This is a genomic window from Streptomyces genisteinicus (genome assembly GCF_014489615.1).
In the GTDB taxonomy this organism is placed as follows: domain Bacteria; phylum Actinomycetota; class Actinomycetes; order Streptomycetales; family Streptomycetaceae; genus Streptomyces; species Streptomyces genisteinicus.
Map to the genome: position 1 here is coordinate 3,626,463 of NZ_CP060825.1, position 22,837 is coordinate 3,649,299.

Below are 22,837 nucleotides of genomic sequence, written 5' to 3' on the forward strand. Positions count from 1 at the left end.
CGCGGACTCCCAGGGTGGGCACCCCACCGCTGACGACAGGGGGACTACGGTGACCGACACCAGGGGCGGGCAGCCCCAGTACCAGATGTTCGGCGGCGAGCAGCCTGCTCCGCAGCAGGCGGGCCAGCCGTACCACCCGCCGCAGGCGTATCCCTCGCCCGGCGGCGCCCAGGACGGCAGGCAGCAGCAGGCCGGCCGTCAGGGCTCGGGCGCCGTGCGCAGGCCGCGTACGGGCGCCAGCACGACGCCGCGCACCCGCAAGGCGCGGCTGCGGGTGGCCAAGGCCGACCCGTGGTCGGTGATGAAGGTCAGCTTCCTGCTCTCCATCGCCCTGGGCATCTGCACCGTGGTCGCGGCCGCGGTGCTGTGGATGGTCATGGACGCGATGGGCGTCTTCTCCACCGTGGGCGGTCAGATCAGCGACGCCACCGGTTCCGGCGACAGCAACGGATTCGACCTCCAGTCGTTCCTGTCGCTGCCGCGGGTGCTGGTCTTCACGTCCGTCGTCGCGGTGATCGATGTGGTGCTGGCCACAGCCCTGGCCACGCTCGGAGCCTTCATCTACAACCTCTCCGCCGGTTTCGTGGGCGGTGTGGAGCTCACGCTCGCCGAGGACGAGTAGCGCTCCGCCGGGGTCCTCGGATTCCGATTTTGGCGCTGCACGGTGGGTGCGCTAATCTTCAGAGGTCAGCGCGCAGCGCGGAGGGGCTATAGCTCAGTTGGTTAGAGCGCATCCCTGATAAGGATGAGGCCACAGGTTCAAATCCTGTTAGCCCCACCAGTGCAGAGGCCCCCGACCGGAGACGGTCGGGGGCCTCTGTCGTGTCCGGCCGTGTCCGGTCCGGCGGGCCGGCCGGACGGGGTTCCGCTTGCGGGGCGATCCCGTTTCCCGGGGACGGAGTTGGGGTTGTGGGGGCGCGGCGGGGCGGTGCACGCAGGTCACCGATCGGTATCGGCCGGTGTGTATAGTCGGGCGCCAGAAGTCCTCATACGTCAAGGAAAGACGAGGTCGCGCGGTGAAGAAGCTCCTCCTGGTCGCACTGGCCGCCATCGGCGGGCTCCTCGTGTACCGCCAGATCCAGGCGGATCGCGCCGAGCAGGATCTGTGGACGGAGGCGACCGACTCCGTGCCCGCAGGTTCGGGTGTCTGAGACGCACAGTCCTGGAACCGGAGCCCCGGCCGCGCACGCGGCCGGGGCTCCGTGCCGTTCGCGCCCGCCGTCGCAGGCCCGCCGGTGCCGTGACGTGACGCGATCCCCGCGAGTTCGCCAAGGCGAATTCTTTGCTTGCTGAAGCAAAGCGCGGCTCCCGGGGGCCCGGTGGGAGCGGGACGGCCGCCGCGGCGCGGCGCCTGGCCGCGATCGGCGTCCCCGTGATCGCGCCCCGGGGCGCCACCGCCGCCCTCCGCCGCCCCTTCCCCCGGACGGGGCGCCGGAACGCCGCGGGCGGGCCGTACGGCGGCCCGGTGGCGGTGCCGCCGTCACGCAGTCGGGGTGTCCGTGCCCGTGCCGCGCCTGTGCCCGGGCCTGTGCCGTGCCCGCGCCCGGGTTCGGGTTCGGCGGGGAGCGGGCCGGGCCTCGCGGGACGGGTCCGTCGTGACCGCCGGGAACGGCGGGTCGGGGGACAAGAGGGGTGATTCGGCCGGGGGCCGAGACAGCGCCCCCGGATCCGGGGCAGGATGGTCCGGCGCCGCGACGGCCGCGGTGGGCGGCGGCGCTGTCCCGACGGCGGCCACGGCGCGGCGCGGGACGGCGGCCACGGCGCACTCCGGGTGTGCTGCGGGCGCCCGGCCGGACCCATCGAGCACGAGGAGAAGCGCGTGAAGAGGCAGCGCGGCAGGACACGGCCGGCGCTGGCCGGTATCGCGGCGGCCTGCGCGGTGGCCGTGCTGCCGGCCCCGGCCGCCGCGGCCCCGGAGCCCGGTCCGTACGCGTTCGACCGCGCGGCGAAGCCCGTGAGCGGGACCGCCGTGAACACGAACGGGCCCTCCTTGCAAGCCGGTTCGGTGTACAAGGACCGCATCGGGGCCGGCGAGAAGCGCTACTACCGCATCGACCTCGACGCCGTGTCGAACGCCTACGTGTCCGCGGTCGCCGTCCCGGAGCCCGCGACCGCGGTGACCTACGCGGACGAGCTGTCGGTCAGCGTCGAGAACCGCTCGGGCACCGCGTGCAGCGAGGGCGAGGCCCGCTTCGGCTCGGCCGCCTTCCCGCGTCCGGTGGCCGACTACGCGAGCCGCCGGGTCGACAAGGAGAGCAGCACCTGCCAGGAGGCGGGCACCTACTACGTGCTGCTGGAGCGCAAGGGCGAGGCCGCCGCGTCGCCCGAGCCGTGGGAGGTGGAGATCCGCTTCGTCACGGAACCGGGTCTGAGCGGGCAGGGGCCCACCGCGGCGCCCGATAACTGGCCGTCCGCCTCGCCCGCCGCGCCGGCCGGCGGTCCGGTCGCACGGGCGGGCGGCAACGGCTTCCACGACGCCACCGGCCTCACGCAGGGCGAGTGGCAGGACGAGATCCGGCCGGGCCGCACCCTCTTCTACCGGGTGCCCGTCGACTGGGGCAGGCAGCTGTTCGTCAGCGCCGACCTCGGCAGCAGCACGGCTGCCGACCCCGGGAGCGTCAGCAACGCGCTCGTCGTCGCGCTGCACAACCCGGCGCTCGGTCTGGTGGACGAGGAGTCCGGCGTCTACTACGACGGCAAGCAGAAGACGCTGGCCCTCGACCCGCTGCCGCCCGTCGCCCACGAGAACCGCTACGACTCCGACAGCACCGTCAGCGCCATGAGGTTCGCCGGCTGGTACTACCTCTCGGTCACCCTCAGCCCGGAGATCGCCGGGGAGTTCGGGGACGGGCCGCTGCCGCTGACGCTGCGGGTGAACGTGGAGGGCGACGCCCGCAGCGGTCCCGCCTACGACGGTCCGGCGGGCGACTTCCAGGTCACCGACGACGACCGGGAGGCCGCGGACAGCGGCAGGAACGCCGCCGAGGAGGCGGACGGCGCGACCATGCGCGTGGTGGCCGCCGCCGGCATCGGCACGGGCACGCTCCTGGTGCTCGCGCTCGGGCTCTGGACGCTGCTCGCCCGCCGCGGCGCCGCCGCCCGCGGGCAGGACCCGGTGGCGCTCCCCGCCCAGGCACAGGCCGTGCCGGGCGGTGCCCCTGCCGGCGGGCCCGCCGGATACGGCTACCCGCAGGGGCAGGGGGCGTCCGCGCACCGGGCGTCCGCGCAGGACGGTCCGGGCCAGGGGCACGGGTACGGAGGGTTCGGCCCGCCGCCCGGGCAGTAGGCCGTCTCCGGCACATGGCGCCGTCCGCCCGGAGGGCGGGGCGCGCGGCGTCCGGTGCGTGCGATCGCACGGCCGGAGGATCATCCGCGTACCGGGCCGTACTCGGACGACTCCGACGACGCGGCATGGGGGCACCTCCCAGCGGTAGCCGGGAGAGTGCGTGCCGGGCGTCGCGCGCCGGGCGGGATGTGTCAGGCGGGAGGTGCCGGACGAGGCCCAGGACCGGGCCGCCCGGCACCCGGGGGCGGAGCCGGGGGTGGCTTCGGCCGGCCGGGCAGCGGGACCGCGCCGGAGCCCGGCCGCCGGGGGCGGCTCGGGCGCGGCCGGCCGCCTTCCGGGGCGGCCGCTCTTGCGCTGATGCCGGAGCAGGCACCGGACCGGACCCGGGGAACGGCCCCCCGGGACGGACCGGGGGCAGATCCGGGTCAGATCCGGGTCAGGGCCCAGAAACCCACGGCGAAGCAGAGCAGCGCGACGAGGAGAACCGGGACCGCCACCTTCGGAGGCGGCCCCGGGCGGGGGCGGCCGGGCGGGGCAGGGGCGGGTGCCGCCGGGACGGGCGGCTGCTGCGCCGTGTAGGCGCGCGTCTGCGGTTGCTCGTACCGCACGGGTGCCGTCGGCTCCTGGTGCGCGGGGGCGGGTGCCGGAGCGGGTTCCGCGTGGACGGGGGCGTACGGCGCGGCCTGCTGCACGGGCGCCTGCTGCGGGGCGGACGGCTGGGGAGAGGTCCGCGGAGGAGGCGCCAGGTGGAAGCTGCCGGTGTGTGAGGCCGCGGGTGCGGGCGCGGACGGCCGCTCGGGGGCGGCCGGGGCCGTGTCCCGTTCGGGGCCCGCCGGGCCGAAGCCCGCGGGCAGCGGGCCGATCTGGTCGAAGATCTCGACCGGCTCCTCCGCCTGCCCGGTGTCCGGCAGCGCCTCCACGGCCGCGCTGAGGGCCTTGCGCGCGCCCGTGGCCGTCCGGAACCGGGCCTGGGGGTCGGGCTGGAGCAACCCGGCGAGGACCTGCCACAGGGGCTCGGGGATGCCCTGCGGCGCTCCGGGGGTGCCGTGCCGGGCGAAGTGCTCGATCAGGGCCTGGGAGTCCGGCTTGCGGCCTTCGAGGAGGTAGAGGCCGACCAGACCGACCGCGAACAGGTCGGCGGTGAAGTCGGGCTCCGCGCCGAGCATCTGCTCCGGGGCGAAGTAACCGGGCGTGCCGACCACGTAGTTGGTCTCCGTCAGCCGCGGTTCGCCCTTGCGCATGGAGATGCCGAAGTCGGACAGGCGCAGGTGCGGCCGCCCCGTCCCGGTGGCCTCCATCAGGATGTTGGCCGGCTTGATGTCACGGTGCACGACGCCCTCGGCGTGCACCGCGGCCAGTCCGGCGAGCAGCTGGTCGAGGAGGCCGCACACGAAGCGGGCGGGCAGCGGTCCGTAGTCGCCGATGACGTGGGCCAGCGAGCCCCCGCCGACCAGATCCATCGTGAACAGGACCTTGTCGTCGTCCGCGGCCCAGCTCGCCGGCGCGAGGACGTGCGGGTGATCGATGCGCAGCGCCTGCTCGCGCACGAAGCGCAGCAGGGTGTGCGCGTCGCTCTGCTGCAGCACCTTGGCCGCCACGTAGCGCCGCCGCCGGTGGTCCCAGGCACGCCAGACCGCGCCGACCCCGCCGCGCCCGATCGGGTCGATCAGTTCGTACCGACCAGCGAAGACCTCACCCATGGTGCTGAGCCAGCTCCCGGTTCCCTCGTGGAGGCGTGCGCCTCGCTCAGTTCTGGTGCGCCTCGTAGTGCGCGACGGCGTCCGCCGTGCGGCCCGCGCCGTACACCCTGAGGAACTCTGCCAGTTCGGGGTGGGTGGGGGCGAGGGAGTCGGCCGCGTCGATGATGTCGCCGGCCGCGGAGACCGAGCGCAGCAGCGACTGGATCTCGCGGACGACCCGGCGCACGGTCGGCGCCCCGGAGGTGCCGGTGGACTGGCCGGTGCCGGTGAGGACCGAGCCGCCCTGCGACTTCTTGATCTCCTCCATCCGGCTCGTCGCCTCCACCGCGCTGACGCTGCCGTCGGCGACCTGACTCGCGAGCTCCTGCAGTGCCTGGACCCGCTGCACCACGGCCGGGTTGCCGATCTTGGCGCGCTGGCCGCTCATCAGCTGGGAGAGCATCGGAGCCGACAGGCCGAGGACGCCCGCGAGACGTGCCTGGTTGAGGCCCAGGTCGTCGATGAGCCTGCGGAACAGTGCGCCCAGCGGTTCCCCGTACCAGCTGCGCTGCAGTTCCCTGGCTCTCGCGGTCGTCTCCTGCTGTGCTGCGTCCATTGCGTCTCCCCATCGCTTCCCCAAGCGGCTTCGCTGCTGCGAACCTCGGGAGCATCCTACGGAGCGTGGTCGTCCACCGGGAGGCCCATGGGGAGTCCCGTACCTCCAATCCTTTTGCAGGATCACGGGGGTGACCCGCTACTCTTGGGCACGGTGACGGACGGGCAACCGGACCGTCGCTTGGTGCACTCCCTTTCCGGGGCCTTAGCTCAGTTGGTAGAGCGCTGTCTTTGCATGGCAGATGTCAGGGGTTCGACTCCCCTAGGCTCCACTTCCGGAGGACCCCTCCGTCCCGCGTGTGCGCGGGGCGGAGGGGTCCTCTTCGTCGGCGGCCGGTCTGTAGGCCGGCCGGCGCGGTACGGTCGCCGTCCTCGCCCGCCGGTGTCACACACGAGCCCGGCGGACGGTCCGCCGCCCGGCCGGGTGCGCCCCCCGGCCGCGCCGGGGGTGCGCGGGGCGCGCGGGGTGCGGCCAGGAGGATCGGCGACCGAGGCGCACAGCCGTTCGCTTTCCGCCACGTGAATAGGACCCGCGATTGGGCGCCCGCGTTCCTTTCGGCCCGCCACCGCGTCCCGACCTGCGGAGTAAAGCCGATCCGGGGGATCACCCCTTACCATCCGGGCCAGTAGTTTATCGGCCCTTCAATGGGGCGCTGTTGAACCCTTAAAAAGCACCAGTCACACTGGTGAGTGTGACCTTAGTGGGCACACGCTGGCGGTGCCGTCGTCCAGCGTTTCCCGAATGCTCGAGCCGGCCGGTGTCCACGGAGGTACCCCCCATGTGTTGTCCCGCGACAGTGAGCTCCGTATCCGTCGGTGACGGGCATCCTGTTCGCCGCGCTCGGCGGCGTGCGTCCGGCCGTGATTCGGCATGCCATTCCGGTCATGAGGGGATAACCCGTCGGCCTCCTCCACCCGGAAGAGGCGAATCCGCACCGTCACCGACCACGGGCCGTCACGGCCCGTGGTCGGAGTCGTGACGGGTGGAAGGCTGCCCGAGGCAACGGTAATGGCCGGGTAAACTCTCCCGGTCCCGGGCGTTCCCGGCTGTGAATCACCGTCCGTCCTCCTTGGGCGGGCCGGATGCCGGGGATCGCTCCATGTGACCCTCCGGAAGCGGATGCTGCCGCCCCACCCCCATTTTTTTGATTGCGCCATGACACGTGCAACCGGCGTGGCGGGGCGGGCCCGGCCGGCGGTTCCCGGCGGTGTGCCTTTCGGGCGCACCGTACCGGACAATCGGCGGGGTCATTTCCGGCCTGGGGAGCGGTCCCGGATTCCGTCCGCCTCTGTCGCTCATGAAGAAAGTGCGGAGAAAGCGCGACCGGGAGAAATCCGGTGGCGGGTGAATGTCATGCCCGGCGCAGGCGCCCGCAATATCGACCGGCGGGTACGAAATAGGGCCCGACCGGCGGTTACGAAAAGGTGCCCGGCCGGCGGGTGCCGGACGGGCGCGGAAAGGAGCCCTTCCGGGCGCCGATCCGGCCGCCGGTCCGACAGGGAAAGGAGCGCGTACGGAAACCCGACCGACCGCTGACGCCGTACTCCGTCCCGTCGACTTGCGCAGCGCGCCCCCGTCCGCACCGGACCTGTGCCAGGACGGGTTCCACCCGCTCATCTGAACTCTTCAGTGAAAGGGAACCAGCGTCATGGCCGTGGGAGTCCACCACCTGCGCACCTTCCTCATGGCGGTCGAGGAAGGGAGCATCTCGAAGGCGGCCGCCCGCCTGCACATGGCGCAGTCCGCGGTCTCCCGCCGGCTCGCCGAACTGGAGCGGCAGGTGAAACAGCCCCTGCTGGAGCGCTCCGCGGAGGGGGTGCAGCCCACCGTGGCGGGGAAGACGTTCTGTGCCAAGGCCGACGCCGCCGTCACCGCCTTCGACGACGCCTTGCGCTCGGACCTCCAGAAGGTGCGCGCCCTGCGGGTCGGTCACGCCTGGTCGGCGGCCGGCATGTACACCAGCGAGATCCTGCGCCGATGGCAGGAGACCAACCCCGAGGTGCAGGTGCGCCTGCGGCGGGTGGACGATCCCGCGGGCGGTCTCACCAGCGGACTCTCGGACGTGGCCATCATGCGGACCCACGCCCGGCGCCGGAACCTGCACGAGGAACTCCTCGTGATGGAGCCCCGGGTGGTCGCGGTCGCGGTCAACAACCCGCTGACCGCCCTGAGCGGGATACGGCTGTCGGATCTCGTGAGCCACCCGCTGGTGGTCAACTCCTTCTCCGGAACCACCACCCTCGGCCTGTGGCAGGACGGCCGGCAGCCCGTGGTGGCGGTGGACGTGGACACCATCGACGACTGGCAGACGTACATAGCCGCCAGCGTCGGCATCGGCGTGACGCCGGCCTCCACCGCCTGGATGCACCCGCACTCGGAGATCGCCTACCTCCCCATCCTCGACGCGCCCCCGGTGCCGGTGTATCTGGTCTGGGCCTCCAACAACCAGCATCCGGCGCTTCGCTCCTTCATCAGACTGGCCCGGGACGTGGTGGCTGAGGCGGGCGACTGAGGGCCGCCGCCCCGCGCGGGCCGCGGCCCCCTCGGCCACCGGGCGCCCGCCGGCGCCGGGGCGAGGGGGGCGACCCGCTCCGCGGTCAGACCTGCGACCCGGCCGGCTCCGCCGTGGCGGTCTTGTCGTCCTCCTGCGGCTCGCCGTCGCCTCCGATGACGCCGACATGGCGCAGGACGACGGCGGAGAGGAACGCGAGCACCAGGGTGCAGACAGCGGCGACGAGCATCGCGGTGTTCAGACCGGCGGTGGCCGCCTCCTTCGCCGTCTCGAACCAGCCCTCCGGCATCCGCTGCGCCGACGACGAGGCGCCCGCGATGCTGTCCCCGGCCGTCTCCGCGACGTCGGTCGGCGTGCCCGCGGGGATCTCGCCGTCCATGCGGCTGCGGTAGACCGCCGTGGCGAGACTGCCCAGGATCGCCACGCCCAGCGCGAGGCCCAGTTCCTGCACGGTCTCCGACATCGCCGAGGCCGAACCCGCCTTCTCCGGCGGCGCGGCGCCGACCACGAGGTCCGTGCCCAGGGCGGCGATCGCCCCCAGCCCCAGGTAGACGAGACCGAATCCGGTCACCATCAGGGCGACGCCGCCGGACGCGCCGACCAGGGTCAGCAGCACGTAACCGATCATGGAGAGCGTCAGCGTGACGGCCACCACGATGCCCGGGGGCACACGGCGGGCGACCAGCGGCGCCCCGATCGCGGCCAGGAACATCATCAGCGCCGGCGGCCCCATCCACAGCCCGGCCTCGACGGGGGGAAGCTCCTCGACGAGCTGGAGCTGCTGAGTGATCAGCAGCATGGAGCCGCCGACACCGACGAGCCCGATCAGCAGGACACTGAGCGCGGCGCTGAAGGTGCGGTTGGTGAACAGGCGCACGTCCAGCAGCGGGCTCTCGAGCTTGCCCTGACGCTTGACGAACACCACGGCGAAGGCCACGCCGAGCACCGTGGCGCCGATCGTGGGGAGGTCCAGCCCGTCCTTGGCGAACCGCTTCACCGCGTAGATCACTGGCAGGATCGCCGCCAGCGACAGGACGACGCTCAGCAGGTCGAACCGCCCGCTGTGCGGTGCCCGGTACTCGGGGATCAGCAGGGGCGCGGCCACCAGCAGCACGACGGAGACCGGGACGGCGAGGAGGAACGCCGAGCCCCACCAGAAGTGGTTCAGCATCGCGCCGCCGACCACCGGGCCGAGCGCCATGCCGAGCGCGAAGCTCGTCGCCCAGACGCCGATGGCCAGCGAACGCTGGCGTTCGTCGTGGAACATGTTGCTGATCAGCGCCAGGGTCGACGGCATCAGGGTGGCCCCGGCGATGCCGAGCGCGGCCCGGGCGGCGATGAGCATCTCGGCGCTGGTGGACCAGGCGGCCAGCACGGAGACGACGCCGAAGGCGGCGGCGCCGATCATCAGCAGCCTGCGCCTGCCGATGCGGTCGCCCAGGGTGCCCATGGTGATCAGGAAGCCGGCGATCAGGAAGCCGTAGGCGTCCATGATCCACAGCTCTTCGGTGCCGCTCGGGCGCAAGTCCTCCGCCAGGGAGGGAAGGGCGAGGTACAGCACGGTGACGTCGAGGCCCAGGAGCACAGTGGGCAACGAGAGGACCGCCAGGCCTCCCCACTCCCGGGCACCGGCCCTGCGTACGGTCGTTGTGCTCATGGAACTCCCCATCGTGTCCAGTCCGAGAACCTTGACCGTCACTGTGCAGAGGGTCACGCACGATTTCCTGAGGGTCACGCGGAGATACACTGCGGGGCATGCGTTACGGGGTGCTCGGCCCGCTGGCCGTCTGGGACGCCGGGGGCCGGCCGGTCAAGGTCCCCGAAGCGAAGGTGCGCGCCCTGCTCGCGGACCTGCTGGTGCACGGGGGCGGCCCCGTTCCGGCGGACCGGCTGATCGACGACCTCTGGGCGGGCAGTCCGCCGGGCGGTTCGAGCAACACCCTGCAGACCAAGGTCTCCCAGCTGCGCCGGGTGCTGGGCCGGGAGCAGGTGGTCCGCGAACCCGCCGGCTACCGGCTGGTGCTCGCCGGCGGCGCACTCGACGCGGCCCGCTTCCAGGAACTGGCCGAGCGCGCCCGCGCGCACGAGGAGCCGCGGGCGCGGGCGGGCCTGTTCGCCGAGGCGCTCGCGCTCTGGCGCGGACCGGCCTACGCCGACGTGGCCGAGTTCCTGTTCGCCCACGGCGAGGCCGCGCGCCTGGAGGAACTGCGCCTCGGCGTCGTCGAGGACCATGCCGAGGCGCGGCTCGCGCTGGGCGAGCACGTGGCGCTCGCGGCGGAACTCGGTGAGCTGGTGGTCCGCCACCCGCTGCGGGAACGGCTGCGCACGGTCCACATGCGCGCGCTCTACCGGGCCGGGCGCCAGGGCGACGCGCTGCAGAGCTTCCAGGAGTTACGGCGGCACCTGGCGGAGGAGCTGGGTGCCTCGCCCGGACCCGAGGTCTCCGCGCTGCACGAGGCGATGCTCCGTCAGGAACCCCGGCTTGCCGCCCCCGTCGTGGACGCACCGCCCTGCCGCACCAATCTGCCCACGCCGCTGACCCCGCTGATCGGGCGCCGCGCGGCGCTGGAAGCGGTCCGGGCACGGCTGAGCCCCGGTGCGAGCAGCCGGCTCGTCACGCTGACCGGACTGGGCGGGGTGGGCAAGACGCGGCTGGCGATCGCCGCGGCGCGGGAGGAGACCGAGCGGTTCGCCGACGGCGTCTGGCTGGTCGAACTCGCCGGACTCAGCGCCACCGCGGGCCGGGACGACGTCGCCGAGCGGGTCATCACCACCCTGGGCCTGTGCGACACCGCGTCGACGGAGCCGGACCTCGACGACCTGGTGGGCTGGCTGAGCCGGGCGGTGGCGGGCAAGCAGCTGCTGATCCTGCTGGACAACTGCGAGCACCTCGTCGAACCGGTCGCCCAGCTCGCCGGCGCCCTGCTGTCCGCGGTCCCCGCGGGGCACCTGCTGGTCACCAGCCAGGAAGCCCTCGACATCCCCGGCGAGCTGGTCCACCCGGTGCCCCCGCTCTCGCTGCCGGAGCACGCCGACGCGGCGGCGGTCGCCGGGTCGGGCGCCGTCGAGCTCTTCGTCGAACGAGCGGCGGCGGCCGCACCCGGCTTCGCCCTCGACGCGGACAACGCGGCCGCCGTCTCCGCCATCTGCCGCCGCCTCGACGGGATTCCGCTCGCGCTGGAACTGATGGCGCCGCGGCTGCGGACCCTGAGCCCCGCCGAGCTCGCCGCCTCCCTGGAGGACCGGCTGACGACCCCCGCGGTCCGGGTGCGCGGGCTGCCGGAGCGGCAGCAGACGCTGCGCAGCATGCTCGACTGGAGCTGGCAGCTGCTCGCCCCGGACGAGCGGACCGTGCTGCGGCGCCTGGCCGTGCACGCGGACGGCTGCACCCTGGCGTTCGCCGAGGCGGTGTGCGCCGACGCGGATCTGGGTGCCGACCGGGTGGCCGACCTGCTGGCCCGGCTGGTGGACCGTTCGCTGGTGGTGCGCGAGGAACACCGGTTCCGTCTGCTGGAGTCGGTGTCCGCCTACTGCGGCGAGCGGCTGGCGGAGGCGGGGGAGGAGGCCGCGGTGCGGGCGCGGTTCGTCCGCTGCCACACCGAAGAGGCCGAGCGGGAGGCCGAGTTGCTGCGCGGCCCGGACCAGCGGCGCTGCCTGGAGCGACTGGACGCGGAGACCGTCAATCTGCGCCGCGCCCTCGACCTGGCGGTCGCGGGCGGCGCACCCGGGTACGCGGTGCGGCTGGTCAACGCGCTGAGCTGGTACTGGTTCCTGCGCGGACGGCTGACCGAGGCCCGCCGGTCGCTCCACGCGGCGCTGGCGGTGGACGGCGGGGCCCCGGACGGCGGGGCGGTGGAGGTGCGGGCCCCGGACGGCGGGGCGGCACGCGGCGGGGCGGTGGACAGCGAGGCCGCCTGCCGGGTGGCGCGTGCCTGGCTGACCGGCATCGAGCTGCGCAGCTCGTCGGCGGAGGCGGCGCCGGTGCTCGCCGCGGACGCGGACCCCGCCTCGGGCGTCGGCGATCCGGTGCTGCGTGCGCGGTTGCGGTGGTTCACCGGGACCGGACTGTTCGGCCACGGCCGCCACCGCGAGGGGCGGCGCCTGCTGACGGCGAGCCTGGCCGGCGCACGGAGCTCCCGGGACCGCTGGGGCGAGGCCGCGGCGCTGGTGGAACTGGCGGTGCACAACCCTGCCGAGGGCCGCGAACAGGCCGAACTCGGGGCGGCGTTGTTCCAGGAGTCGGGCGACCGCTGGGGACAGCTGCGCGCCACCCGCGCGCTCGCGCTGGTGGCCGAACGCGACGGGGACCAGGCGCGGACCGGGCGGTTGCACCGCGCGGCACTGCTCGTCGCCGAGGAACTCGGGCTGTGGACCGAAGCCGTGGAGATCCTGATGTGGCTCGGCAGGACCGCGCTGGAGGGCGGCGACGCCCGGCAGGCGGCGGAACTGTACGAGCGCGCGCTGGCCCTGGCGGCCGAGCGTGCGTACGGCCGGGGCGAGGTCCGCGCCGAGATCGGCCTGGGCCTCGCCGCCCGCCTGCGCGGCGACCGGGAGGCCGCCCGGCTCCACCTGAACCGGGCACTCGCCAAGAGCCCTTCACCGGACCATGCCGCCGAAGCGGCGGCCGCCCTGGCGGAACTGGATCTCGCGCCCCGGGTGTGACGGTCCGCTGCTCCGTCCTCGGCCGAAGAGCCGCAGGGCCGTAACCCCGCACGGCCGAAGGACTGCCCGGCCGTAGTCCCGCTGGGCCGTAACCCCGCACGGCCGTAACCCCGCCCGGCCGGAGAACTGCCCGGCCGAAGACCGTACGGCCGATACCCGTACCGCCCCGGTGTCCGGTGCCGTGCACTACGCATTCGCCCAACTGCCCTACTCGATCACGCAGTAGCCGCGTGAAAGGCGGTGCGCCTAGCCTGGCCGGAGCCGTTTTCATCCGTGCACGAATGGCAGGCGAAGGAGTGGCTTTCCGTGGGGATGGCAGCTGAATCCGAAGCCCTCGAATTGCTCGGCTATCAACGCGATATCTGGGCGGCCGAAGCGCGGTCCCCAGGGAACTGCCAATTCAACGTCCTCGTCCACGAGAGGCTGGAGGGCCCCGTCGACCGGGAGCTGCTCGGCGCCTGCCTGGAGCGCGCGGTGCGCGGGCACGACGCGTTCCGCCTGCGGTTCGAGGAGGATGGCGACGGGATGCCCCGCGTCCGCCGGACGTCCGGGGCCGTGGATGCCGGGGACCCGGTGTTCGAGACGGTCGACCTCTCCGGCGAGCGTGATCCGCGGGAAGCGGCCCGCATCTGGTGCGAGCGGGAGCTGGGACGGCCGCTCGACGTCCGGGGCGGGCCGCTGCACCGTGCGGCACTCCTCGTCGAGGGGCCGTCCGCCGTCCATCTCGTCCTCACGTCGCACCACATCGTGACCGACGCCTGGGCGCTCAACGCGCTGACCCTGCGGATACTCACCGACTACCGGGTCCGCTCGGCCGGCCGGGACGCCGTCCCGCCCGCCGGCGCGAGTTCCGGTACGTCACCCGAAACGCCCTCCGAAGCGTCTCCCGAAAAATCTTCCAAGAGAAATCCCGGAACGTCATCCGCATCGCTTTCCGGCACGGCTCCCGCACCGTCATCGGGAAAATCCCCCGAATCGCCGCACCCCGCGCCGTCCGGTGCATCGGCCGGGGCGGGGAGGACATCCGGAACGGCCGCGTCGCCGTCGTACTGGGAGTACCTGAGAAAGAATGCGGAACCGGCTTCCGGAAAGCAGGACGGGAAAGATCGCGAATTCTTCCGGGAGTACCTGAACGGTGTGTCGCCCGCGCTCTTCCCGCGGTCCGGCGCGGCGCGCCCCGGCCGCGGCCGGCACTCGTTCTCCGTCGACGGGACGTTCGTCGCCCGCATCCTCGAAGCGGGACTGTCCCCCTTCCCCTACCTGGTCTCCGCGCTCGGGGTGTGCCTCGCCCGCTTCCACCGGGAGGACGAGGTCGTCCTGGGGGTGCCGTTCCTCAACCGCCGCACCGACGCCGAGCGGGAGACCGTCGGCCAGTTCGCCAACAACCTGCCGCTGCGCGTGTCCACGGAGGGCGACCCCTCCCTGGCCGGGCTCGCCGAGCGCGTCCGCGCGCTGGTCGGCCGGCTGCGGGAGCACGAGCGGCTGCCGTTCGGCGAGATCCTCGGCGAGGCGCCCGCCCAGGGTGCCGACGCCCGGCGGCTGTTCGACGTCACCGTCTCCTACCTGCGGTTCCCCCGGCCGCAGGAGATCCCCGACGTCTCCAGGGCCACCACCGTCATGGCGCCGGTGCACGCCCTGGACGCCCTCTCCGTCATGGTGCAGGCCTTCGAGGACGAGCCGGGCCTGCGGGTCGACCTGGACTACGCCGACGACGTGTTCGACGGGCACCTCACCGCGCAGGCCCTCGCCGGCCATGTGCAGGAACTCATGCGCCACGGACTGGAGTCACGGGAGCTGCCGGTGTCGGCGCTGCCCATGCTGACCGGCGCGGAGTACGAGGACGTGGTGCGCCGGCACCAGGGGGCCCTGGTGCCGTACCCGCGCGAGAAGACGCTGCACCAGCTCTTCGGCGAGCAGGCGGCACGGCGGCCGGACCTGACGGCCGTCGTGGACGACGCCTCCGGCGCCGTGCTCACCTTCGCCGAGCTCGACCGGCTCTCCAACCAGGTGGCACGGGGACTGCGCGAGCGGGGCGTCGGCCCCGGCGACCGCGTCGCCATCCTGGCCGAACGCGGCCCGGAGCTGCTGCCCGGCCTGCTCGGCATCCTGAAGTCCGGCGGCGCGTACGTGCCCGTCGACCCCGGCTACCCGTCCGCGCGCATCAGCCTGCTGCTGGACGACTGCCGGGCGAAGCTGGTGCTGCGCGGCGGGCAGGAGGTCGGGGAGGCGCCGGACGGGGTGCCGGTGCTGCGCGTCTCCGACCTGTACCGCGGCTCCGCACAGCCGCTCGGTCCCACCTCGCGGTCGAGCGACCTCGCCTACGTCATCTACACCTCCGGCTCCACCGGGCGCCCCAAGGGGGTGATGGTCGAGCACCACGCGGTGGTCAACCGGCTGATGTGGATGCAGCGCCGCTACCCGATCGGGCCGGGCGACACCGTCCTCCAGAAGACGCCCATCTCGTTCGACGTCTCGGTGTGGGAGCTGCTCTGGTGGGCGGTCGAGGGCGCCTCGGTGGTGCTGCTGCCGCCGGGCGGCGAGAAGGATCCGCGGGAGATCGCGCGCGTCGTGCGCGACCACCGGGTCAACGTGACGCACTTCGTGCCCTCCATGCTCGGCCCCTTCCTCGACCTGCTGGAGGACGGTCCGGACCGGGCGGACGGCGTCGCCTCGCTGCGCACGGTGTTCTGCAGCGGCGAGGCGCTGCCGCCGGAGCGGGTCAACCAGTTCAACCGGATCTTCACCGGCCGGCCCGCGCCCCGTCTCGTGAACCTCTACGGCCCCACCGAGGCCGCGGTCGACGTGACCTGCTTCGAGTGCCCGCCCGCCTCGCGCGGCCCGGTGCTCCGGGTGCCCATCGGCCACGCGGTCGAGAACACCACGATCCACGTGCTGGACCCGGGCGGCCGCCCCCAGCCCGTCGGCGTCCCGGGCGAGCTGCACATCGGCGGCGTCCAGGTCGCCCGCGGCTACCTGGGCCGCCCCGAGCTCACCGCCGAGCGCTTCGTCGAGGACCCGTTCCGCCCCGGCGGCCGGCTCTACCGGACCGGGGACCTGGCCCGCCGGCTGGCCGACGGCGCCATCGAGTACCTGGGCCGCAACGACGACCAGGTCAAGATCCGCGGCAACCGCGTCGAACTCGGCGAGGTGCAGAACGCCCTGGTCGCCCTGGACGGCATCCGCGACGCCGTGGTCGTCGACCACCGTCCCGGCGGCGGCCGGGGGCCCGTCCTGGTCGCCTACTGCACCAGTGACGAGGAGCTCGACACGGGCACGCTGCGGGCCGCGCTGGGCGAGGTGCTCCCCGGATACATGATCCCGGCCCACTTCGAGCGCCTCGCCGCGCTGCCGCTGACCCCCAACGGCAAGGCCGACCGCCGTGCGCTGCCCGCTCCCTCCCTGGGCGGGGCGGACAGCGGGGACGACGCGCCGCGCACCACCCGGGAGAGCGTGCTCGCCGGGATCTGGGCGCAGGTGCTCGGCGTCGAACGGGTCGGCGTGCACGCCGACTACTTCGCGATCGGCGGCGACTCGATCAGCATGCTGCGGGTGCGGGTGCTCGCCGAACGGGCCGGCCTCGGGTTCTCGGTCGAGGACTTCGTCCGCAACCCCACGGTCGCGGCCCTGGCGGAGTGCGCCCGGACGACGGCGCCCGCGGGACGCGACGACGCGGCCGCCGCCGCGGCCCTGCGGCCGTTCGGGCTCGTCTCCCACCTGGACCGGGCCCGCCTGGAGGGCTTCGAGGACGCGTACCCCGCCGGCCGGCTCCAGCTCGGCCTGCTCTTCCACAGCCGGGAGAAGCAGGACTCGGCGACGTACAAGGACGTCTTCCGCTACAGCCTGGCCATGCCGTGGCGCGAGAAGGCGTTCCGGACGGCCTTCGACCGGCTCGTCGCGCGCCATCCCGTCCTGCGGTCGTCCTTCGCGCTCGCCGGCTACTCCGAGCCGCTCCAGCTCGTCCGGCCCGTCGCCGAGGGCGGTCCGGACGCCGAGAGCGGTCTGGACGTCGCGGACCTGCGCCGGGTGCCCGCGGGTGAGGCGGAGGCCGCCATCGGCGAGCACATCGCACTGCGGCGACGCCACGACTACCGGTTCGACCAGGCACCGCTGTACCACTTCCGCGCGTTCGTGCTGCCCGCCACGGTCGAGCTGGTCTTCAGCTTCCACCACGCCATCCTCGACGGCGGCAGCGTCGCCAACCTCGTCTCCGAACTGCTGCGGGACTACGGCCACCAGCTCGGGCTCGGTCTCGACCCGGTGCCGGACACCGCGCCGCCCACGCCCGCACTGCACGTCCTGGAGGAACGCGCGGCCGTCGCCTCCGAGGAGAGCAGGGCCTGGTGGAAGGCCTCGCTGGAGGGGGCGGAGCAGCCCCAGCTGGAGAGCTTCCGGCCCCACGAGGCGCCGCAGCCGGAGGAGCGGACGGAGTGCGACCTCAACCTGCCGGCCGATCTCGCCGACGCCGTGCGCGCGACGGCCCGCGAGCGGCAGGCGCCGGTGAAGGCCGTGCTGTTCGCCGCGCACGTGCTGATGCTGCGCGCCTTCTCCGGGCGGACGGACGTGACGACCGGGCTGGTGACCCACGGCCGCCCGGACGCCGACGGCGCCGAGCGCACCTGCGGCCTCTTCCTCAACACGCTGCCCCTGCGGGTCCGCGAGGAGCCCGACACGTGGTTCGACGTCGTGCGGCACGCCGTGGAGCGGGAGCGGGAGAGCTACCCGCACCGGCGGGTGCCGCTCGCCGTGATCCAGGAGGACCTCGGGGGCGCCTCGCTCGTCGACACCCTCTTCAACTACATCCACTTCCGCCAGCTCGGGGAGGTCTTCCGGACGCCGGAGATCACCAGCCGCGGCTTCGCGGTCCGGGAGGAGACCAACTTCTCCCTGGTCGTCAACGCCATGGTCGATCCCGTGGACGAGTCGATCCGGCTCCGGCTGGACTTCTCCGGACGGTCGTTCACCCCCGCGCAGGGCAGGCTCTACATCGACGCCTACGTGCGGATCCTGCGCGAGCTGGCCGAACGCCCGGACGACGCGGTGGACTTCGGCCTCCTCGCGCCGGGCCCGCGGACCGCGCCGGCCCGGCGGCCGCTGACGAACGTGGTGCGGGCCTTCGAGGCCCGGGCACGGCAGTCGCCCGGGACCGAGGCCGTCGTGTCCGGGACGCTGACCTGGACCTACGGGGAACTGGACCGGTTGTCGACGGGGATCGCCGCCGGCCTGCTGGCCGCGGGCGCGCGCCCCGGGGACCGGATCGGCGTCGCCATGGGCAGGACTCCGGAGACCGTCGCCGCGACGCTGGGCCTGGCGAAGGCCGGCTGCTCGGCGATGCCGCTGGACACCGCGTACCCGCTGGAGCGGCTGCGGGCCATGATCGAGCAGGGCCGGCCCGCCCTGGTGGTGGTCGACGAGGCGCACCGGGACCTGCTGGGCCCCGACGTCCGCCAGGTGCTCTACGCGTCCCTGTCCGCCGGGGACGCCGTCTCCGCCGGCGCCGCACCGGCCGCACTGCCCGAGATCTCCGAGGACGACGAGGTGTACCTGCTCTTCACCTCCGGTTCGACGGGGCGGCCGAAGGGGGTGTCGGCGCCGCACCGCTCGATGTCCAACCTCGTCGCCTGGCAGAACGGCATCGCCAGCACGGCGGAGGGCGCGCGGACGCTCCAGTACGCCCCGCTCAGCTTCGACGTCTCCTTCCAGGAGCTGTACTCCACGCTGGCCGGCGGCGGCACGCTCGTCGTCATCCCCGAGGAACTGCGCCGGGACATGCCCGCGCTGCTCCGGCTGATGGACCGGGAGCGGGTGGAGCGGATGCACCTGCCCTACGTGGCCCTCCAGCAGATGGCGGAGGCGTCCGACGCCCTCGGGCTGGTGCCGCGCGCCCTGCGGGTGCTGTGCTCCTCCGGCGAGCAGTTCCGCACGACCGACGAGATCCGCCGCTTCTGCGCCGCCCTGGACGGCCTGGTGCTCGACAACCACTACGGCCCGACGGAGACCCACGCGGCGGCCTTCCACCAGATGACCGGCGACCCGGCACGGTTCCCGGCGCTGCCGCCGGTCGGGCAGCCGATCCACGGCGCCCGGCTGCTGGTGCTGGACGCCCGGATGCACCCCGTGCCGGTCGGCTCCCGGGGGGAGATCCACATCGGCGGCGCCGGCCTGGCCGACGGCTACGCGGGCCGGCCGGACCTGACGAAGGAGAGGTTCGTCCCCGACCCGTCGGGAGACGGGCTGCTCTACCGCACGGGCGACGTCGGGATGGTGCTGCCGGACGGGAACGTGGTCTGCCTCGGCCGGGCCGACCGGCAGGTCAAGATCCGCGGCTACCGGGTCGAGCCCGCCGAGATCGAACTGGTCGCCGCCGAGGCGGGGGCGAGCGCTCCCGGCGCGCTGACCGACATCACCGTGGTGGCCCGGAGCAACGCGGCGGGCGAGACGTTCCTCGCGGCGTTCCTGGTCGGCGACCCCGAGCGGACCGACCTGGACGCCCTGCGGCGGCACCTGCGGGCGAGGCTGCCGGAGTACATGGTGCCCGCGCAGTTCGCCTGGCTGCCCGCCGTTCCGCTGACGCCGAACGGCAAGCGCGACGAGGCAGCGCTGCGCCGGATACCGCTGACCGCCGGGGAACGCACCGACCGGGTCGCGCCGCGGGACGAGATCGAGCGGGCTCTCACGGAGATGCTGGGCGACCTGCTGGAGACGGCCGGCGTCGGCGTGCACGACAACCTCTTCGACCTGGGCGCCACCTCGCTCACCGCGATGCGCCTGGTGGTGCTCATGGAGCAGCGGTTCGGCACCGCCATCCCGCTGTCGGACTTCATCGTCGCGCCGACCGTCGCGGACCTGGCCGAACGGCTCCGCTCCTCGGGCGGCTCGGCGGCCGCGTTCGATCCGCTGGTGGCCATCCGCCCGGAGGGCGACCGGCCGCCGCTCTTCTTCGCCCATCCCATGGGCGGCAACGTGCTCTGCTACGTGCCGTTCGCCCGGCACCTCCCGCCCGGCCAGCCCTTCTACGCCTTCCAGGCGGCCGGGGCGGACGTCGGCACCGAGCCCGTGCGCGGCATCGAGCGGCTCGCCGCCGACTACATCGAGGCGATGCGCCGGGTCCAGCCGACCGGGCCCTACCACCTGGGCGGCTGGTCCTTCGGCGGGTTCGTCGCCTTCGAGATGGCCCGCCAGCTCCACGCCGCCGGCGAGGAGGTCGCGTCGCTGGTCGTCCTGGACACCACGGCGCTCAACCCGGACCGGCAGCCGTGGACCGACGACGAGGCCCTGCTGGGCTGGTTCTTCTGGGAGCTGCTCTGGCTCCAGCACGGCAGCGCCACCGCCGGGGACCTGCTGCCGCCCGGACTGGCCACGCTGGACGAGAAGTTCGCCTTCATGACCAGGCTGGCCGTCCAGGAGGGCGTCCTGCCCGAGGGCAGCGGCGACGCCGTCGTACGCCGGCTGTTCCGGGTGTACGAGGCGAACTGGCGCGCCGCGTTCGACTACCGGCCCGGCCACGTGGACCACGACGTGGTGCTGATCAAGGCCCGCGACCCGCTGCCCGGGGTGCTGCTGGACATGCACACCGCCATCGACAGCATGCACGCCGACCCGGCCAACGGATGGCGGGACCGTACCGCCGGCCGTCTGTCGGTGATCGAGGTCGAGGGCGACCACCTGACGATCATGGAGGAACCGCTCGTGCCCGGCCTCGTCGGCACGGTGCTCAGGGCAAGCGGCCTCCTCGGAAGCGAAAGCGGGCGCTGAGATGAGCGGAAACAGGACGGCCGTCGTGATCGGCGCGGGCATCGGCGGTCTGACCGCGGCCATCGCGCTGCGGCGGGTCGGATTCGACGTGGAGGTCTTCGAGCGGGCCCCGGAACTGCGGGCCGCCGGCTTCGGACTGTCGGTGATGAGCAACGCCACGGCGGCGCTCGCCACCCTCGACATCGACCTCGGGCTGGACAAGCGCGGCCGGGTCATGGAGACGTACCTCGTCAAGGACAGCAAGGGCAGGCTGATCAGGGAGTTCCCGTTCCCCGAGATCACCCGGCGCATCGGCGTCCCGTGCGTGTGCATCAGCCGGTCCGACCTGCTGGCCGCGCTGCTGGACCAGGCCGCGGACGTGCCGATCACGCTCGGCGCGACCGCCGAGCGGTTCGAGACGGACGGCGACCGGGCACGGGTGCGCTTCGCCGGGGGCTCCAGCGCCGAGGCGGATCTGGTCGTCGGCGCCGACGGGTTCAACTCGGCGATCCGGCGTCAGCTCGCCGGTCCCGACGAGCCGGTGTGCGACAGCGGGTACATCGCCTGGCTGGGCATCACCGAGTACAGCCACCCGCGGTTCTCCCCCGGCTCCGTGGTGCACCTGTGGGGCGACGGCATGCGGTTCGGCCTGGTCGACATCGGCGGCGGCCGCCTCTACTGGTGGGGCACCAAGAACATGCCGTTCGAGGAGTCCAGCACCTGGGACGGCGGCAGGGCCGGGGTGCTGGAGGCCTACTCGGGCTGGCCGGACGAGGTCCGCGAGGCGATCCGGGTGACACCGGAAGCCGACCTGCTGACCCTGAACACCCGGGACCGCCCCTTCCTGCAGCCCTGGGGCGCCGGGCCGGTGACCCTGCTCGGGGACGCCGCCCACCCGATGCTCACCAGTCTCGGACAGGGCTCCGCCATGGCCATGGAGGACGCCGCCGTCCTCGCCCGCCACCTCCAGCACACCCCGGACGTGGCGCGCGCACTGCGCGGCTACGAGGCGGCGCGCTACGACCGGACCCGCATGATCGTGGAGGCCACCCGGTCGATCAGCGACTTCGAGCAGTCCCAGGGCCCGGTGCGGCGCAGGGTGCGCGACGCGTACTTCCGCTGGATGCCGCACCGGAGCCTGGTGGGCAAGCTCGAACCCGCGCTGACCTTCCCCGGCGCGGGCCTGGAGTCCGCGGACACCGAAGGAGCGGCCCGATGAGCGGCTGGACGGTGCGCGGCGGACGTCTGCCGGCGCAGGGAGCGGTCGTCGTCACGGGCGCCTCCTCGGGGCTCGGGCGGGAGTGCGCGCTGGAACTGGAGAGCCGCGGCTTCCAGGTGCTCGCCGGAGTCCGGCGCCAGGAGGACGGCGAGAAGCTGCTCGCCGAGTCGCTGCACGGCCGGCTGCGCCACGTCGTCGTCGACATCACCGACGAGGCGTCGGTGCTGGCCTGCGCCGAGCTCGCCGAGCGGGAGCACGGCGGGCTGCGCGGACTGGTGAACAACGCCGGCATCTGCGTCCCTGGTCCCCTGGAGTGCCTGGACAGCGACCAGTTCCGCCACCAGCTCGACGTCAACGTGGTCGGACACCTCGGCGTGATCCGCGCGCACCTGCCGCTGCTGCGCCGTGCGAGGGGGCGGATCGTCAACGTCACCTCCGGGCTCGGCAAGGCGGCCGTGCCGTTCCTCGGGGCCTACTCCACGGCGCAGTTCGCCAAGGAGGCGCTGAGCGACGCGCTCCGCCGCGAACTGGCGCCCCAGGGCGTACCCGTGTCGATCGTGGCGCCGGGCGCCATCCTCACCCCGATCTGGAGCAAGGTGTCCGAGGCGGGCGAGCGCGCGCTGGACGGCGTGCCCGCCGCGGTGGCCGAGCCCTACCGGACCGCCTTCCGGGCGTTCATGGAGGGCAACGCGCAAGGGGCCGCGGCGAGCAGGACCACGCCCGAGGACTTCGCCCGCGCGGTCGCCCGCGCCCTGACCGACGGCCGGCCCCGCACCCGCTACTGGGTGGGCGCGGACGCGCGGCGGATGGGCCGGCTGGCCCGGCTGCTCCCCGACACCCTGCTCGACAGGCAGTTCGCCGGGATCACCGCGTCGGTGCGGGGGCCGGCGGAGCGGCACCCCCGCTAGGGCGCGTCGCGCCCTGCCCCGCCGCCGGGACACGACCGGCCCCGGCCCCCGCCGGGACACGACCGGCCCCGGCCCCCGGCGGGACACGACCGGCCCCGGCCCCCGGCGGGACACGACCGGCCCCGGCCCCCGCCGGGACACGACCGGCCCCGGCCCCCGGCGGGACACGACCGGCCCCGGCCTCCGGCGGGGGCACGCACGGACGCCCGCCCCGGCCGGGGCCG

Annotated in this window: 11 protein-coding genes and 2 tRNA genes; 10 read left to right on the forward strand and 3 right to left on the reverse strand. The window is 73.9% G+C overall.

The window, feature by feature from the left end:
- Positions 1-49: 49 nt before the first annotated feature.
- The 4 genes from IAG43_RS15795 to IAG43_RS15810 all read left to right on the forward strand — a co-directional run bounded on the left by IAG43_RS15795 (position 50) and on the right by IAG43_RS15810 (position 3,286).
- The gene (locus IAG43_RS15795; RefSeq protein ID WP_187741362.1) at positions 50-622 is read left to right on the forward strand and encodes a DUF3566 domain-containing protein; all 573 of its coding nucleotides are present in this window, start codon (positions 50-52) and stop codon (positions 620-622) included.
- An 82-nt stretch (positions 623-704) separates the two neighbouring features.
- Positions 705-781 (forward strand) — tRNA-Ile (locus tag IAG43_RS15800).
- Between the two features lie 235 nt (positions 782-1,016).
- The gene (locus tag IAG43_RS34225; protein WP_003958712.1) at positions 1,017-1,151 is read left to right on the forward strand and encodes a DLW-39 family protein; all 135 of its coding nucleotides are present in this window, start codon (positions 1,017-1,019) and stop codon (positions 1,149-1,151) included.
- A 668-nt stretch (positions 1,152-1,819) separates the two neighbouring features.
- The gene (locus tag IAG43_RS15810; protein ID WP_187741363.1) at positions 1,820-3,286 is read left to right on the forward strand and encodes a hypothetical protein; all 1,467 of its coding nucleotides are present in this window, start codon (positions 1,820-1,822) and stop codon (positions 3,284-3,286) included.
- A gap of 425 nt (positions 3,287-3,711) precedes the next feature.
- On the opposite strand, the gene IAG43_RS15815 is transcribed toward IAG43_RS15810, so the two are convergent.
- Entirely contained in the window at positions 3,712-4,986 is a 1,275-nt protein-coding gene (locus tag IAG43_RS15815) for a serine/threonine-protein kinase (protein ID WP_187741364.1), read from the reverse strand.
- 46 nt (positions 4,987-5,032) lie between these two features.
- Positions 5,033-5,581 (reverse strand): helix-turn-helix domain-containing protein, encoded by a 549-nt coding sequence (locus IAG43_RS15820; RefSeq protein WP_187741365.1) that lies wholly within the window; start codon positions 5,579-5,581, stop codon positions 5,033-5,035.
- Between the two features lie 198 nt (positions 5,582-5,779).
- Here IAG43_RS15820 and IAG43_RS15825 point away from each other — a divergent pair.
- Positions 5,780-5,852 (forward strand) — tRNA-Ala (locus IAG43_RS15825).
- 1,377 nt (positions 5,853-7,229) lie between these two features.
- A complete protein-coding gene (locus tag IAG43_RS15830; protein ID WP_187741366.1) occupies positions 7,230-8,093 on the forward strand; it encodes a LysR family transcriptional regulator in 864 nt (287 codons plus the stop codon).
- An 85-nt stretch (positions 8,094-8,178) separates the two neighbouring features.
- Here the strand turns inward: IAG43_RS15830 and IAG43_RS15835 are convergent, their stop codons facing one another.
- Positions 8,179-9,750, reverse strand: coding sequence for an MFS transporter (locus IAG43_RS15835; protein ID WP_187741367.1), 1,572 nt, complete (start codon positions 9,748-9,750; stop codon positions 8,179-8,181).
- 98 nt (positions 9,751-9,848) lie between these two features.
- On the opposite strand from IAG43_RS15835, the gene IAG43_RS15840 reads away from it, so the two are divergent.
- From IAG43_RS15840 to IAG43_RS15855, 4 genes are all read left to right on the forward strand, one after another.
- Positions 9,849-12,755: an AfsR/SARP family transcriptional regulator gene (locus IAG43_RS15840; RefSeq protein ID WP_187741368.1), complete on the forward strand. Its 2,907-nt coding sequence runs from the start codon at positions 9,849-9,851 to the stop codon at positions 12,753-12,755.
- A gap of 306 nt (positions 12,756-13,061) precedes the next feature.
- A complete protein-coding gene (locus tag IAG43_RS15845; RefSeq protein WP_425508606.1) occupies positions 13,062-20,507 on the forward strand; it encodes an amino acid adenylation domain-containing protein in 7,446 nt (2,481 codons plus the stop codon).
- Position 20,508: 1 nt separating this feature from the next.
- Positions 20,509-21,705, forward strand: a complete 1,197-nt coding sequence (locus IAG43_RS15850) for an FAD-dependent monooxygenase (protein ID WP_187741369.1) — start codon at positions 20,509-20,511, stop codon at positions 21,703-21,705.
- Positions 21,702-22,613 (forward strand): SDR family oxidoreductase, encoded by a 912-nt coding sequence (locus IAG43_RS15855; protein WP_187741370.1) that lies wholly within the window; start codon positions 21,702-21,704, stop codon positions 22,611-22,613. Before IAG43_RS15850 ends, IAG43_RS15855 begins: the two co-directional genes overlap by 4 nt.
- Positions 22,614-22,837: the final 224 nt, after the last annotated feature.